This window comes from Isoptericola dokdonensis DS-3 (assembly GCF_001636295.1).
Taxonomy (GTDB): Bacteria; Actinomycetota; Actinomycetes; order Actinomycetales; family Cellulomonadaceae; genus Isoptericola; species Isoptericola dokdonensis.
The window spans coordinates 2707628-2722162 of sequence record NZ_CP014209.1; the positions used below are offsets into that span (position 1 = coordinate 2707628).

General features: G+C 72.8%; 10 protein-coding genes. 6 read left to right on the forward strand and 4 right to left on the reverse strand.

Annotation, left to right across the window (positions count from 1 at the left end; translation table 11 throughout):
• The first annotated feature begins 21 nt into the window (after positions 1-21).
• Entirely contained in the window at positions 22-465 is a 444-nt protein-coding gene (locus I598_RS12605; protein WP_068203258.1) for a DoxX family protein, read from the forward strand.
• Positions 466-492: 27 nt separating this feature from the next.
• Here I598_RS12605 and I598_RS12610 read toward each other — a convergent pair whose 3' ends face one another.
• Entirely contained in the window at positions 493-1119 is a 627-nt protein-coding gene (locus I598_RS12610; RefSeq protein WP_068203259.1) for a DNA-3-methyladenine glycosylase I, read from the reverse strand.
• A gap of 142 nt (positions 1120-1261) precedes the next feature.
• A complete protein-coding gene (locus tag I598_RS12615) occupies positions 1262-2299 on the reverse strand; it encodes a helix-turn-helix domain-containing protein (RefSeq protein WP_068203260.1) in 1038 nt (345 codons plus the stop codon).
• Between the two features lie 132 nt (positions 2300-2431).
• Between I598_RS12615 and I598_RS12620 the strand changes: the two genes are divergently transcribed.
• Positions 2432-6106 carry a S8 family serine peptidase gene (locus tag I598_RS12620; RefSeq protein ID WP_068203261.1) on the forward strand — a complete coding sequence of 1225 codons (3675 nt, stop codon included), beginning with the start codon at positions 2432-2434 and terminating at the stop codon, positions 6104-6106.
• A gap of 137 nt (positions 6107-6243) precedes the next feature.
• On the opposite strand, the gene I598_RS12625 is transcribed toward I598_RS12620, so the two are convergent.
• The gene (locus I598_RS12625) at positions 6244-7458 is read right to left on the reverse strand and encodes a beta-ketoacyl-[acyl-carrier-protein] synthase family protein (RefSeq protein WP_068203262.1); all 1215 of its coding nucleotides are present in this window, start codon (positions 7456-7458) and stop codon (positions 6244-6246) included.
• Positions 7459-7610: 152 nt separating this feature from the next.
• A complete protein-coding gene (locus tag I598_RS12630) occupies positions 7611-8429 on the reverse strand; it encodes a TetR/AcrR family transcriptional regulator (RefSeq protein ID WP_232314153.1) in 819 nt (272 codons plus the stop codon).
• Between the two features lie 153 nt (positions 8430-8582).
• Here I598_RS12630 and I598_RS12635 point away from each other — a divergent pair, with 153 nt between their 5' ends.
• From I598_RS12635 to I598_RS12650, 4 genes are all read left to right on the forward strand, one after another.
• Positions 8583-9611, forward strand: a complete 1029-nt coding sequence (locus I598_RS12635; RefSeq protein ID WP_068203264.1) for an ATP-binding cassette domain-containing protein — start codon at positions 8583-8585, stop codon at positions 9609-9611.
• A complete protein-coding gene (locus I598_RS12640) occupies positions 9608-10432 on the forward strand; it encodes an ABC transporter permease (RefSeq protein ID WP_068203265.1) in 825 nt (274 codons plus the stop codon). Before I598_RS12635 ends, I598_RS12640 begins: the two co-directional genes overlap by 4 nt.
• A gap of 493 nt (positions 10433-10925) precedes the next feature.
• Positions 10926-12701, forward strand: coding sequence for an ABC transporter ATP-binding protein (locus tag I598_RS12645; RefSeq protein WP_198155691.1), 1776 nt, complete (start codon positions 10926-10928; stop codon positions 12699-12701).
• 342 nt (positions 12702-13043) lie between these two features.
• Positions 13044-14531 (forward strand): APC family permease, encoded by a 1488-nt coding sequence (locus I598_RS12650; protein ID WP_068203267.1) that lies wholly within the window; start codon positions 13044-13046, stop codon positions 14529-14531.
• The last annotated feature ends 4 nt before the right edge of the window (positions 14532-14535 follow it).

Sequence of the window (14535 nt, forward strand, 5' to 3'; positions counted from 1 at the left end):
GTCCGGTGGAAGCATCGCGGCATGGACCTCGCCGAGCTGACGAAGCAGACCCCGACCTCGATCCCGCAGACCCTCGGCCGTGTCGCCCTCGGCCTCGCGCTCGCCGGTGCGGGCATCACGCACCTCACGGTGGCGCGCGAGGAGTTCCAGGCGCAGGTGCCCTCCTGGTTCCCGGTGGACGAGGACGTCACCGTGCTGGCGTCCGGCGTCGTCGAGATCGTCATCGGCGGTGCGCTGGTCGCCCTGCCGCGGTGGAAGGTGGCCGTCGGCCTGGTCGCCGCGGCGTTCTTCGTCGTCATCTTCCCGGGCAACGTCGCGCAGTGGCTGGAGCACAAGGACGGGTTCGGCCTCGACACCGACGCGAAGCGCCTCGCCCGGCTGCCGTTCCAGGCGGTGCTCGTCGCGCTCGCCCTGTGGTCGACGGGCGCCTGGTCGGCGACGCGCCGCGCGCTGCACCGCGACTGAGCCCGGTCCACCCGGGCGCGGCCCGCCTCAGCCCCGGACGACGCCGGCCCCGAGCACGACGGGACAGGTGGCCAGGTGGTCGTCCACCAGGCCGCACGCCTGCATGGCGGCGTACGCCGTCGTCGGGCCGAAGAACCGGAACCCCTCCTTCTTCAGCGCCTTCGCCAGGGCCTTCGACTCGTCGGTCAGGGCGGGCACGTCCGTCCACGTCGCGACGCGCGCGGCCCGCGGCGGGGGAGCGAAGGACCAGAACAGCTCGTCGAGCGAGCGTCCGGCGTCGTGCAGGGCGAGGACGGCACGGCCGTTGGCGATCGTCGCCTCGATCTTCGCGCGGTTGCGCACGATCCGGGCGTCACCCAGCAGCCGTTCGACGTCGTCCGGCCCCAGCGCGGCGACCCGTTCCGGGTCGAAGCGGGCGAAGACCTCCCGGAAGGCGTCCCGCTTGCGCAGGATCGTCAGCCACGACAACCCCGACTGGAACCCCTCGAGCGCGATCCGCTCCAGCAGCTCGGCCTCCCCGTGGACGGGCAGGCCCCACTCCGTGTCGTGGTACTGCTCGTACAGCGGGTCGCCGTCACCGAAGCAGCGCCCGGCGTGGGGGGTCGGCGGTGCGGCCGGGGCCGTGCCCGACGGGTTCTCGACGTCTGTGGTCATGCCCCCAGGCTGCCGTACGCGACCGACACCAGGGCGGTCGTCCACAGGGGGTCACGATCCCCGCCCGTCGAGCGTCTCTGACAGTCCGGTATCCCGGCCGGATGCGTGACATCCAGAGACGCTCGACGGGCAAGGGGGGTGATCAGTCGCCCCAGCCCGCCCGGGCGGCGTGCCAGCCCAGCTGTGCCCGCGTGCGCACGCCCGCGCGGTCCATGAGCTCACGGACGCGCCGCTGCACGGTCCGCGGCGAGATCCCGAGCTGGTTCGCCGCCGACTCGTCGGTGTACCCGGCGAGCAGCAGGGACAGCAGGCGGGCGTCGACGTCGTCGGCCACCCCCACGGCGGGCACACCGGACGGCAGGTCGAGGACGACGGGCGCCGCGCGCGTCCACAGGGTGTCGAAGAGGGTGACGAGGCCGGTGAGCAGCGAGCTCGGCCGCACGAGCATCGCCGCGGCGGCGGCGTGCGACGGATCGGTGAGCACCGGCAGGAGCGCGAGGTCGCGGTCCGCGATCACCATGCGCAGCGGCAACGACCCCGTCACCCGCGCGGACTCCCCGGCCCGCAGCCCGGCGGCGAACGCGTCGAGCCCGCCGGGAAAGGCGTCCAGCATGGCCTGCTCGAACAGCACCCGGTACTGGACGCCGCGGCGCACCAGGTCGTCCTCCACGTGGTTCTCGTCCGCTCCCGTCACCGCCACCGGGTGCTGCACGAACGCCATCACCTCGGACCGGGCCCCGGACTGCACCCGCGCGAACCAGTGCGCCACCTCGGCGGCGCCGTGCACCACCTGCACGACGTCGTCCGCCCCGCCCTCGGCCCCGGCGAGTCGGTACATCTGCTCCAGGGTGTCCAGCTCGGCCTGCGCACGCCGCATCGCGACCTCGTGCGCCGCCAACCGGGTGCCGAGCACCAGCGACGGGGGCGCCGCCACGTAGCGGGCCTCGGCCGTGCCGGCGTCCTGCGTCCCGACCGCCCGGCCGACGAACCCCAGGTCCGCGAGGGCCCGGAGGCGCTCGCGGGCGTCGTCGGGCCCGACGTCCAGCGCCGCCGCCACCCGGCCGACCGTGGCGTACGGCGCCGCCACCAGCACGCGGTACGCGGCCAGCAGGGCGGGGGTGAGCCCGACTCCGCTGTCGAGGAGGTCGAGGACGTCGTCCCCGGGGCCGTCGTCGGTCATCGTGCCTCCCTCCGGCGCGGCCCCTGCGGGTTCGCGCCATGTCGCATTCTCGCCAGCGTCCGCCATTGTGCCCACCCGGTGTTGCCTGGAAGTGTCCCGAGGCATCGATGTAGTCCTCCGAAAGGCGACACCATGCGACCACTCGTCCGAGCCGGGATCGCCGCGACCGCGGCGGGTGCCGCGCTGGCCGCGGGAGTGCTTCCCGGCTGGGGAGCGAACCCGCCCACCGAGACCGACCCCGACACCTCCGCCCACGGCGAGGCGACGACCGTCACCCTCGTCACCGGGGACGTCGTCCGGGTCACCACGACGGCTGACGGTCAGGAGGTCTACGCCGTCGAGCCGGCACCCGGCTCCACGGGCACGGCGCAGACCCTGATGGTCGGCGACGACACCTACGTCCTGCCCGACGCCGCCCTGCCGTACCTCGCGTCGGGCGCGCTCGACCAGGAGCTGTTCAACGTCAGCGACCTCGTCGAGTTCGGTTACGACGACGCGTCGGGCGGCATCCCCGTCATCGCGCAGCACTCCGCGCGGCTGCGCTCGGCGCCGCGCGCCCCCGCCGGCAGCGAGAAGGTCCTCGACCTGCCGTCCGTCGACGCCACCGCCCTGGTCAGGGCCGCCGACGAGGCCGACGAGTTCTGGGCCGCCGTCACCGGGGCCGCCACCACCGGCCGGGCGCGGGCCGCGGTCGCGCCGGGCACCCTGGCGGGCGGCCTCACCGCCCTCTGGCTCGACGGTCGGGTGGAGTCGACGCTGGACGTGAGCGTCCCGCTCGTCGGCGCCCCCGAGGCCTGGGCCGGCGGCAACGACGGCACCGGCGCGCGCGTCGCCGTGCTCGACTCGGGCGTGGACCCCGAGCACCCCGACCTGGTCGACGCCGTCACGACCATGCAGTCGTTCGTCCCCGGCGAGGAGGTGACCGACGCCAACGGTCACGGGACCCACGTGGCGTCCACGGTGGCCGGGTCCGGCGCCGCGAGCGACGGCCGGCACACCGGCGTGGCACCGGGAGCCGAGCTCGCCGTCGGCAAGGTGCTGGGCGACGACGGTTACGGCCAGGACTCGTGGATCATCGCCGGGATGGAGTGGGCGGTCACGCAGGCCGACGCCGACGTCGTCAGCATGAGCCTCGGCGACGACTCCCGGACCGACCAGACCGACCCGATCGCGCAGTCCCTCAACGCGCTGTCCGCCGAGCACGACACGCTGTTCGTCGTCGCGGCGGGCAACGCGGGCGCCGTGGGCTCCGTCCACAGCCCGGGCACCGCCGACGCGGCCCTGACCATCGCGGCGACGGACGACCGCGACGCCCGCGCGTCGTTCTCGTCGCAGGGCCCGCGCGGTCTCGACGACGGCCTCAAGCCCGACATGGCGGCGCCGGGCGTCGGCATCACCGCGGCGCGGTCGCAGTTCTCGTCCGGCTCGGGCGCGTACCGCTCGCTGAACGGCACGTCGATGGCGACGCCGCACGTCGCGGGCGCTGCGGCCCTCCTGACCGTCCAGCACCCCGACTGGGGCGCGCAGCGGCTCAAGGACGCGCTCATGTCCTCCACGCACGAGATCGCCGGCACGCACTACGAGGTCGGCACCGGCCGCCTCGACGTGCCCGCCGCGCTCGACGACATCGCCGCGACCGGCTCGGTCTACTTCGGCATGGTCTCCTGGGGCGACGCCGACCCGGAGCCGCAGACACGCACGATCACGTACACGAACGACACCGACGCCGACGTGGCGCTCGACCTGACCACGGCCACCGACGGCGCCACCGATGTCGTCCGGCTGTCCGCCGCCGAGGTCGTCGTGCCGGCGCACGGGTCGGCCTCCGTCGAGGCGACCGCGTCGTACGCCGACGCCCCGGAGCCCGGCCACTACCTCGGCGAGGTCGTCGCGACCGACGCCGCAGGGACGGTCGTCGCCCGCACGAGCACCGGCCTGACGCGGGAGACCGAGAAGTACGACCTCGACGTCACCGTCCTCGACCTCGCCGGCAAGCCCGTCGTCGGTGCCCAGATCATGGGCTACGACTACCAGGGCGCGCGCTTCGGCTACTGGTACACGGGCGCGGACGGCTCCGTGGGCGCCCGACGCGTGGAGCCCGGCGCCTGGGCGGTCTCCACGAAGATCCGCGTGGCCGACGCCGACGGCACCGACCGCCTCTTCTGGCTGGCGGATCCGCGCGTCGACGTCGTCGACGGCGACGTGAGCGTCGTCCTCGACGCCCGGGAGGCCACCGAAGTCCGCCTCGACACCCCCTTGCCGTCCGAGGCGTACGCCGGGCGGATCGACTGGTACCACGCCCCGGCCGAAGGGACGTCCCTGCTCATGGCGAACCCCGTGAACCGCGGGGTGGAGACCTGGGTGCTCCCGACGGACGACGTCCCGGACGGCGAGCTCTACACCACCGCCCGGTGGTCGCGGACGGCACCCCTGCTCGACCTGCGCGCGTGGAGCCCGCAGCCCCGCGCCATCGAGCCGGTCTACCAGTCGGGCAGCACGCGGCTCGACGGCCGGGTCGACCTGCGGGTCGTGACGGCGGGCGAGGGCACCCCCGCGGAGATCGCCGCGGTGGACGCCACCGGGAAGGCCCTCGTGGTCACCGCCGGCGGCGACGTCACGCCCGCCGCCCGCGCCGCCGCCGCGCAGGCCGCGGGGGCCGAGCTGCTCGTCGTCGTCGCCGACGGGCCGGGCACGTTGTTCGAGCCCGCGGGCGGCACGACGCTCCCCGTCGTGTCCGTGAGCGTCGAGGAGGGCGAGCGACTGCTCTCCGGCTCGTCGAAGGGGCGGCTCCGCGGCTGGGCGGACGCCTTCCCCGAGTACGCCTACGACTACGCGCACACGTGGGAGGGGAGCACGCCGGAGCGGATGGTCCTCGCCCCGCGCACGCGGGACCTGGCGCAGGTGACGGACCGGTTCGTCGACACGCAGGAGCGGATCGCGTTCCTGTCGCGGGCCGACTGCCCCGACTACCTGCTCCGCTGCCAGGCCATCGCCGTGCCGTGGCAGACGGCGGACGAGCACGTCACGTTCCTCAGCGCGGGTGTCGACGGCGCCGGGACGGTGTGGGGCGCGAGCGTCCTCGGGGAGAACCTGTGGGACGTGCGCGACACCACCCGGCAGTACGCGCCCGGCGAGCGGGACACGCTGAACTGGTTCGGCGTCGCGGCGCCGCGCCAGGGCGACGGCTTCTGGAAGTCGTCGAACACCGGGACGATGCTGCGGATGAACGTGCCGCCGGCGAGCCCGGGGGGCGGCATGACTGGGACGTTCGGGTCGGGGCGGACCGTCGCCTCGCGCCTCTACCACGACGACACCCTGCTGCGGTCGGCCTCCTCGCAGGCCATGAACCAGCTCCGCTCCGACGGGACAGGACCGCAGACGTACCGCTACGAGATGGACGTGACCGTCGACCCGTCGACGTGGGCGTGGTCGTCGCGGACGTCGACGGCGTGGACCTTCGTCACCGACCGGGCGGCGCCCGGCGACCTGCCGCTGCTGGGCGTCGAGTACGACGTGCCCACACGGCTGGACGGCACGGTGCGGGGCGGCCGGACGACCGTCGGCCTCACCGTGGGCCACGTCCCCGACGCCGTGGGCACCGGCACCGTGACGGACGTCGCGCTCGAGGTGTCCTACGACGAGGGCGCGACCTGGTCGGACGCGACCGTCCGCACGGACGGTGACGGCTGGTCGGCGCAGCTGCGCACCCCGAAGAGCGCGGACTCGGTGTCGTTGCGCACCACCGCGCACGACGACGCCGGCAACGCCGTCACGCAGGAGGTCGTGCGGGCGTTCGGCGTGAGCTGACGTCTCGGCCCTGACGACGCGACGAGCGTGCAGGTTCGGTACCCCAAACCTCGGTTTGAGGTACCGAACCTGCACGCTCGTTGCGTCGAGGGGTGGCGGGCAGAGGTCGAAGGTCGACGACTCGACGGACCGACGCGTCAGGCGCGGGACAGCACCAGCGCGGAGCTGTGCCCGCCGAACCCGAAGGCGTCGACCAGCGCGTGCCGGGCGGACGTCGGGCGGGCGGCGGTGACGACGTCGAGGTCGACGCCGGGGTCCTGCTCGTCGAGGTTGAGGGTGGGCGGCACGACGGCGTCGCCGAACGCACCGAGGCCGCCGAGCGCGGCGAGCACGCCGAGCGGCCCGGACGCGCCGAGCAGGTGGCCGGTGGAGGCCTTGGTCGCGGTGACGGGCGGCGGGTCCCCGAACACGGACCGCAGGGCGCGGGCCTCGTTGAGGTCGCCGGCGGGGGTGGACGTGGCGTGGGCGTGGACGAGCCCGACGTCGGCGGGATCGAGCCCCGCGGACCGCAGCGCGAGGCGGATGGTGCGTGCCTGGTTGACGGGCTCCCCGCCGACGATGTCGTGGGCGTCGGAGGTCAGGGACCCGCCCTCGACGACGCCGTGGACGCGCGCCCCGCGGGCGCGGGCGTGCTCCTCGGCCTCCAGCACCACGAGCACGCAGCCCTCGCCCATGACGAACCCGTCGCGGCCGGCGTCGAACGGCCGGGAGGCGCGTTCGGGCTCGTCGTTGCGGGTGGACATCGCGCGGGACCGGGCGAACGCGGAGACGCACAGGTCGACGATGGTGGCCTCGACGCCGCCGCACACGACGATGTCGGCCTCGCCGTCACGGATCATGGACCGTCCGGCGAGGATCGCCTCGACCCCGGCGGCGCAGGCGCTGACGGGTGCGCGCGCGCCGGCCTTCGCGCCGAGGTCGATGGACACCCAGGCGGCCGGTCCGTTGTTCATCACCATGGTCACCGCGTGCGGGCTGACGGCGCGGTGCCCCTGCCCCTTGAGCAGCAGGTGCTGGCGCAGGGTGGTGCCGAACCCGCCGTTGGCGGTGCCGATAGCGACGCCGAGGCGTTCCGGTTCGACGTCCGGTGCTCCGGCGTCGTCCCACGCCTGGCGCCCGGTGACCAGGGCGAGCTGTTCGCCGCGGTCGGTGCGGCGCTGCTCGCGGACCTGGAGCGCGTCGACGAACCGGTCGTCGACGCGGGCGCCGATCCGGACGGGGACGTCCTGCGGCCAGTCGTCGTCGAGCGGCGCGACCCCGGACCTCCCGGCGAGCAGCGCCGCCCACGTCTGCGGCCCCGTGAGACCCAGGGGCGTGACCGCCCCGATACCCGTGACCACCGTCCGTCGCACCTGCGGACACCTCCGTCGCTGGGTGGCCCCGTCGTCGGCGAGGCCTGCACACGCCCACCCTGCCCTATCGGGACGGCCGGGTTCCAGTGACACGCGCAAGGCCGTGACCTGGGGATTCGTGGCAGGGAAGCGTTTCGACGACGTCGCGGTCGTCAGCCGACGGCGTCGCCCGTCCGTCGGCGCAGGTAGACCTCGATGCCGTCGAGGACGATGCCGATCCCGAACGCCGCGTCGTCCACGGGGTCCGGCGGTGCGGCGTCGGGGTCCCAGGCGGCGGCGGTGGCGAACAGGTGGGGGTACTGGTCGGGCGTCGCGAGCCGGGTGAGGACGGTCTCGAAGTCGTAGTAGGGGTTGGCGCGGTCGACGGCGTCCGGGTCGAGCTCGGTGTCCGGCACGTCGGGGGCGACGCCGGAGGTGCGCCGCACGCGCTCGACGGCGGCGCGGCGCGTGTCGGCCTGCACCTGCGCCTCGCCGAGCACGTGCTGGGCGAGGAGCCCGATGAGGGCCAGCTTCTCGTCGAAGGGGAGCGGCACGTCGGAGAGCGCCTCGAGGGCGTGGTCGAACCAGCGCAGCCGGTTCGGGCCGGGGAACGCGGTGGCGAGCGGCAGGTCGAGGTACCAGGGGTGCGCGACGACGAGCTCGATCTGGAGCCGGGTCCACAGCTCGAGCCCGGCACGCCAGCCGAGCCCGGCGGGCAGCGGGGGGAGCAGGGCGGCGACGCGGTCGGTGAGCAGCACCAGCAGCTCGTCCTTGCCGGCGACGTGCCGGTAGAGGGCCATGGGGGAGCAGCCGACCGTCTCGGCGACGCGGGCCATCGACAGGGCGTCGAGCCCGTCGGCCTCCGCGATCTCGAAGGCGGCCTCGACGATCTGCTCGGCGCTCAGGGCGGGCTTGGGCCCGCGGCGGGGGCGGGGCTGCTGCCCCCAGAGGCGCTGCACCGTCAGGTCCGGTGTCGGTGGGTCGGTGCTCATCGGCTCCATGGTGGCCTACCCGTCGGTTCCTGTCCGTCGCGGGGTCGCGACGGGCCGCGCTCTTGACGCGACCCTCCCTACTGTGTATAGCATCCGCAGTAGCGCGTATCCCATAAACAGTTTCCCATCCACGCAGATTCCCGGAGGCAAGCCATGACAAACCACCGCGACGTCGTCGTGCGGGCCGAGGCCCTCACCAAGGCCTACGGCACCGGCCGACGACGCAAGCCCGTCCTCCAGGGCGTCGACCTCACGCTGCACCGCGGCGAGGTCCTCGCCCTGCTCGGCCCCAACGGCGCCGGCAAGACCACGACCGTCCGCATCCTCGCGACGCTCCTGCCGCCCGACTCCGGCCGCCTCACCGTCGCCGGCTACGACGTCGTCACGCAGGCGAAGCAGGTGCGCGAGCGCATCAGCCTCACCGGTCAGTACGCCGCCGTCGACGACAAGCAGACCGGCCACGAGAACCTCGCGATGATGGCCCGCCTCGCCCACCTGACGCACCGGGCCGCCCAGACCCGTGTGCTCGACCTGCTCGACGCGTTCGACCTCACGGACGCCGCCGACCGGCAGGTCGGCACCTACTCCGGCGGGATGCGCCGTCGCCTCGACCTCGCCGCCGGGCTGCTCACCCGCCCCGAGGTGCTGTTCCTCGACGAACCCACCACCGGCCTCGACCCGCGTTCGCGCCAGGCCATGTGGGAGGTGGTGCGGGACGTCGTCGCGCAGGGCACGAGCCTGTTCCTCACCACCCAGTACCTCGAGGAGGCCGACCGCCTCGCCGACCGCGTCGCGCTGATCGACGACGGCCGCGTCGCCGCGGAGGGCACCCCCGGCGAGCTGAAGCGCCGCGTCGGGGAGGCCGGGATCGACCTGGTGCTGGCCGGTACCGACGACGCCGATCGCCTCGCCCGCGAGCTCGGCGTCCCCGTGGTCGCCGAGAGCCCCACCCGGCTGCGCGTCCCCACCGACGGCAGCGTCGGGCACGTGCGGGACCTGCTCGGACGCGTCGAGGCCACCGGCGTCGCGCCCGTGCGCTGGGACCTCACCGCCCCCACGCTCGACGACGTCTTCCTCACCCTCACCGGCCGGCACACCCGCGGTGCCGACGACGCCACCCCGGCGGGCGACGCTGGCACGGGCGCGCCCGCCACCCGCACCGCGAAGGAGGTGGCGGCATGACCGCCCTCGCCCTGCCCGCCCGCACCGACGTCCACGTCGGGGCCGTCCGCGGCCTCGCCGCCGACCTCGGCGCCATGACGTCCCGCGCCGTCCGCCTCACCGTGCGCGACGTCGACTCGATGATCACCGCCGCCGTGCTGCCCGTGGTCATCCTGCTGATGTTCACGTACGTGTTCGGCGGTGCGATGGACGTCGGCACGTCGTACGTCACCTACGCGACGCCCGGCATCATCCTGCTCGCCGCCGGGTTCGGCGCCGCCTCCACCGCGCTGTTCGTCGAGCGCGACATGTCCGGCGGCATGATCGACCGCATCCGGTCCATGCCCGTCGTGCCGTGGACGGTGCTCACCGGGCACGTCGTGGCCAGCCTCGCGAAGAACCTGCTCACCACCGCCGTCGTGTTCGCCGTCGCCTGGGCCATCGGGTTCCGGCCGACCGCCGGCCTCCCCGAGTGGCTCGGCGCCGTCGGGATCCTCGTGCTGTTCCTGCATGCCATCACCTGGTCGGCCGTGCTCGTCGGCGTGCTCGTGCGCTCGCCCGACGCCGCCAGCGGCTTCACGTTCTTCGTCATGTTCCTGCCGTACGTGTCCAGCGCGTTCGTGCCCGTCGAGACCATGCCGACGTGGCTGCGCGGCTTCGCGGAGCACCAGCCCGTCACCCCCGTCATCGAGTCCGTCCGCGGCCTCCTCGTCGGCGGCACCCCCGGCGCGCCCACCGGTGACGCCCTCACCGACGCGATCGTCCTCGCCGTCGTCTGGTGCGTGGGGCTGTCGGTCGTCTTCATGACCGCCTCGGGCTTCGCGTTCCGGCGACGCCGGTAGCCGGTTCTCGTCGCGAGTCCGCCCGGGTGTCGGGGGGACTCGGAAGGCTCCCGCTCAACGGGGATCGCCTCCAGAGACCTTCGGCTTGCTCACCGTGCCGAGGAATCCTCCGAGGTCGGCCCTCGTGAGAGCCGCGTCACCACGTGAGACAACGCTTTCCGTGGGCTCGTGCGGGCTCTAGGATCCCGGGAATGACCTACGCCCCGGCGATCCTGCCCTCGACGAGGAGGCTGCCGATTCACGCGCGTTCCCGGGACGTTCGTCGTCAGTCGCGCTGCGACCCTGACCGGACGCTACTCGTCTCAGGGTCCGGCACGGTGACGCACGGAGAGGTAGCAGAAGCGATCGGCACCGCCCGGAGATGAGACGACGACGTTCGAACGCCCCCAGGGCTCGGCACCCGCACGCACAAGCGCACGTCCGCAATCAGCGTGGCCTCTTCGCCAGGTCCTACGTGTTCCAGGTTGTCGGAGGGGTCGCGCCACTCTTTCAGGTGCTGCTCCTGCGGTCGATCATCGATGCCCTCGTTGCCGGCGGAGCGATGGGGAGCGAGGTCACCTGGCAGATCGCGGGGATGCTGGCCCTGGGCCTGGTCGCCGTCTGGTCGACGTTCGCGGCGAGCGTCATGTCGGCAAGAGCGGCCGGTGTCGCGATCGCCGGGATGCAGTCGGCCATGTTCCGACGCCTGACCACGATGCCGATCCACTTCTACACGACGGTCCGCCCCGGGGCGATCGTCAGTCGACTGACCAGCGACGCCATCGGGGCAGAGGCGATGTACACGTCGGTGATCCCGGTCGTCGTGTCCAGCGTGACGACGATCGTCACCTCGGTGGCCATCGTCGCCTTCGTCGATCCGCGCCTGGTGCTGCTGCTGATCGCCGTCCCGGCGGCCATCTTCTACGTCCGCAAGGCCGAGTCGCGCATCAACGAGATCATCACCAGGTCCTTCGACGTCACCAAGGAGCTCGCCTCCAGCGCCGAGACCTTCGTCAGTCGCGACGGCGCGATCCTTGCGCGGCAGAACGGCCGGACCGCGCGCGAGCAGGCACAGTTCGAGGAGAAGGCGAGCGAACTGGCGAGTCTCTCGGCGGCGACCAGGCGTGCCGCCGCGACGGCGGGTGCGAGCTACGGGACGGCGTTCGTCGTCATCACCGCAGGGGCCCTGGCGATGGGTGTGGGGCTCGCGACGACGCAGAGCGTGACGGTGGGCAGCGTCATCCTCGTGGTGCTCTATCTCCAGCAGCTCCAGGCCCCGGTCCAGGCGCTGCTCGGGACCCGCTACCCGAAGATGCGCGCGAGCATCGCGCTCGATCGGGTCGAGGCAGTTCTCGCCGCGAGCCCCGGGAACCCTGCGAGCAGCGACGGCGCTCCGGCCGAGGGGCCGAACTCTGCCGAGCCGTCCACCACGGCTCTCCGGATCGACGGAGTCAGGTACCGCTATCCGGCGGTGTCCTCGTACTCGATCGAGGGCCTCTCGCACGCCGGCGACGCGCTGTCCATCCCGTGGTTGCCGATCTCCGGCATGTCAGGGGACGACGGGGTGACGGACGACCCCGGCCGTAGGGGTCCGGCCAGCGGAAACGCCCTGGACGGCCTGTGCCTGTCCGTCGGGCGGGGTGAGGTCGTGGCGGTGGTCGGGCCGTCGGGCGCCGGCAAGTCGACACTCGCAGGCATCGCCTCGGGACTCGTGCGACCCGACGAGGGCATCGTCGAGATCGGGGGCGTCACCATCGCCGAGCTGGACGAGCATCGCCGCGCCTCGCTCGTCGCCTATATTCCCCAGGAACCGTACGTGCTGCATGCGAGCGTCCGTGACAACCTGCGGTACGCCAAGCCGGGCGCCTCGGACGCCGAGCTGATGGAGGTGTGCAACAAGGTCGCTCTCGACGGTCTCGTCCGCCAGCTCGAGGACGGACTCGACACCGTGATCGGCGAGAAGGGCCACCGCCTCTCCGGGGGCGAACGGCAACGGTTGGCCATAGCCAGGGCCGCGCTCAAGCAGCCCGCTCTCGTGGTGCTCGACGAACCCACCGCGCATCTCGACACCGCCACAGAGTCCCGGGTCCGGGCTTCGATGGGTGAGCTCTTCGGTCAGGCCGGCGTGCTGATGATCGCGCATCGGCTCTCCACCGTCCGCGACGCGGATCGCATCGTCGTTGTCGACGGTGGGAGGATCGTCCAGTCCGGCCGGCACGAGGAACTCGTCGAGGACCCACGTGGAAGCTACCGGATGCTGCTCGACGCGGGAGCAGACCTGGCGTCCTGACGTGGTGAGCTCGGACAGCAGGGCTTCACCTGGACGTCTGATTCACCGAATCTCTGGGTCCCGACCTCAGTGACCACCCTCCGCAAGGCGCGTGGGTCAGGATCGGCCACCGCGCCGACGATTCCGTCGCAGGACCTGGCGGCCTCGAAGTGAGTCACCTGCGGTACGGGGCCTCGGTGTGCGAATTCAACCGGCCGACGCAACTTCGGGTTGTTGGAGTGATCCCTCGCCACATGCCCGCCGGGCCAGGTCCCGGCGTCGTTCGACGCGCGGGATCCGTCGCCCGGGGGTTCCATGGATGCATTCCCGACATCCGGGACGTGACGGACGAGGAGGTCAGGCATGAGCGCGACGACCGAGACGCCAGGGCAGGGCGGCAACCCCGCCGAGCCCGGGCTGAAGCGCGTCATGGGACGCAAGCTCCTGCTGCTGTTCATCGTCGGGGACATCCTCGGCACCGGGGTGTACGCCCTGACCGGGCAGGTCGCCGGCGAGGTCGGCGGCGCCGCGTGGGCGCCGTTCCTCATCGCGTTCGTCGTCGCCACGATCACGGCGTTCTCGTACCTGGAACTGGTGACGAAGTACCCGCAGGCGGCCGGCGCGGCGCTGTACACGCACAAGGCGTTCGGCATCCATCTCGTCACGTTCGTCATCGCGTTCATGGTGATGAGCTCGGGCATCACGTCGGCGTCGACGGCGTCGAACGCGTTCGCCGGGTTCCTCAACGACGGGTTCGGGCTGGGCATGGAGGACGGCTCGACGCCGCTGCTGCTCATCGCGCTCGGGTTCATGACGCTCGTGGCGCTGGTGAACTTCCGGGGCGTGGGGGAGAGCGTCAAGGCGAACGTGGTGCTGACGCTCGTGGAGCTGTCCGGCCTGCTGCTGGTGATCTTCGTGGGCCTGTGGGGCATGACGCAGGGGCGGGCCGACTTCTCCCGCGTCGTCGTCTTCGAGAGCGCCGACGACAAGTCGGTGTTCCTCGCGGTGACGGCGGCGACGACCTTGGCGTTCTTCGCGATGGTGGGCTTCGAGGACTCCGTGAACATGGCGGAGGAGTGCAAGGACCCGGTGAAGGACTTCCCGCGGGTGATGCTCACCGGCCTGTCCGTCACCGGACTCATCTACGTGCTCGTCGCGATCACCGCGGTGGCGCTGGTGCCGGTGGGTGACCTGACCGACCCGACGAAGGCGTCGGCGCTGACGCAGGTCGTCGCGGCCGGCGCGCCGAACCTCCCGTTCGACGTCATCTTCCCGTTCATCGGCATGTTCGCCGTCGCGAACTCCGCCCTCATCAACATGCTCATGGCCTCCCGCCTGCTGTACGGCCTCGCGAACCAGGGCGTCCTGCCGCGCGCCTTCGGCAAGGTGCACCGCACCCGGCGGACCCCCTGGGTGTCGATCGTCGTCACCACGCTCATCTCGTACGGGCTCATCACCTACGTCGTCCTGCAGAGCGGCACCGAGGGCGGCTCGGACTCCATCGCCCTGCTCGGCGGCACGACGTCGCTGCTGCTGCTCGTCGTGTTCACCGTCGTGAACATCGCCCTGCTCGTGCTGCGCCGCAAGACCGTCGACCACTCGCACTTCCGCACCTGGACGCCGCTCGCCGTCATCGGCGCGCTCACCTGCGCGTTCCTCGCCGGCCCCTGGGCGCGCAGCGCCGAGCAGCAGGAGCAGTACGTCATCGCCGGCGGGCTCGTCGCCGTCGGCCTCGTCCTGTCGTTCTTCACGTGGCTGTACCGGCGCACCGCCAAGCACGAGAAGATCGGCTTCGAGCACCCCGAGGACCTCGACGCCGACAAGCCGCAGGCTGGCTACCCGAAGCGCTGACCGC

Excerpts from the sequence above, each read along its gene's own strand:
- I598_RS12650 (WP_068203267.1), top strand. The coding sequence starts at position 13,044 with ATGAGCGCGACGACCGAGACGCCAGGGCAGGGCGGCAACCCCGCCGAG.
- I598_RS12610 (WP_068203259.1), bottom strand. The coding sequence starts at position 1,119 with ATGACCACAGACGTCGAGAACCCGTCGGGCACGGCCCCGGCCGCACCG.
- I598_RS12635 (WP_068203264.1), top strand. The coding sequence starts at position 8,583 with ATGACAAACCACCGCGACGTCGTCGTGCGGGCCGAGGCCCTCACCAAG.
- I598_RS12620 (WP_068203261.1), top strand. The coding sequence starts at position 2,432 with ATGCGACCACTCGTCCGAGCCGGGATCGCCGCGACCGCGGCGGGTGCC.
- I598_RS12640 (WP_068203265.1), top strand. The coding sequence starts at position 9,608 with ATGACCGCCCTCGCCCTGCCCGCCCGCACCGACGTCCACGTCGGGGCC.
- I598_RS12630 (WP_232314153.1), bottom strand. The coding sequence starts at position 8,429 with ATGAGCACCGACCCACCGACACCGGACCTGACGGTGCAGCGCCTCTGG.
- I598_RS12615 (WP_068203260.1), bottom strand. The coding sequence starts at position 2,299 with ATGACCGACGACGGCCCCGGGGACGACGTCCTCGACCTCCTCGACAGC.
- I598_RS12605 (WP_068203258.1), top strand. The coding sequence starts at position 22 with ATGGACCTCGCCGAGCTGACGAAGCAGACCCCGACCTCGATCCCGCAG.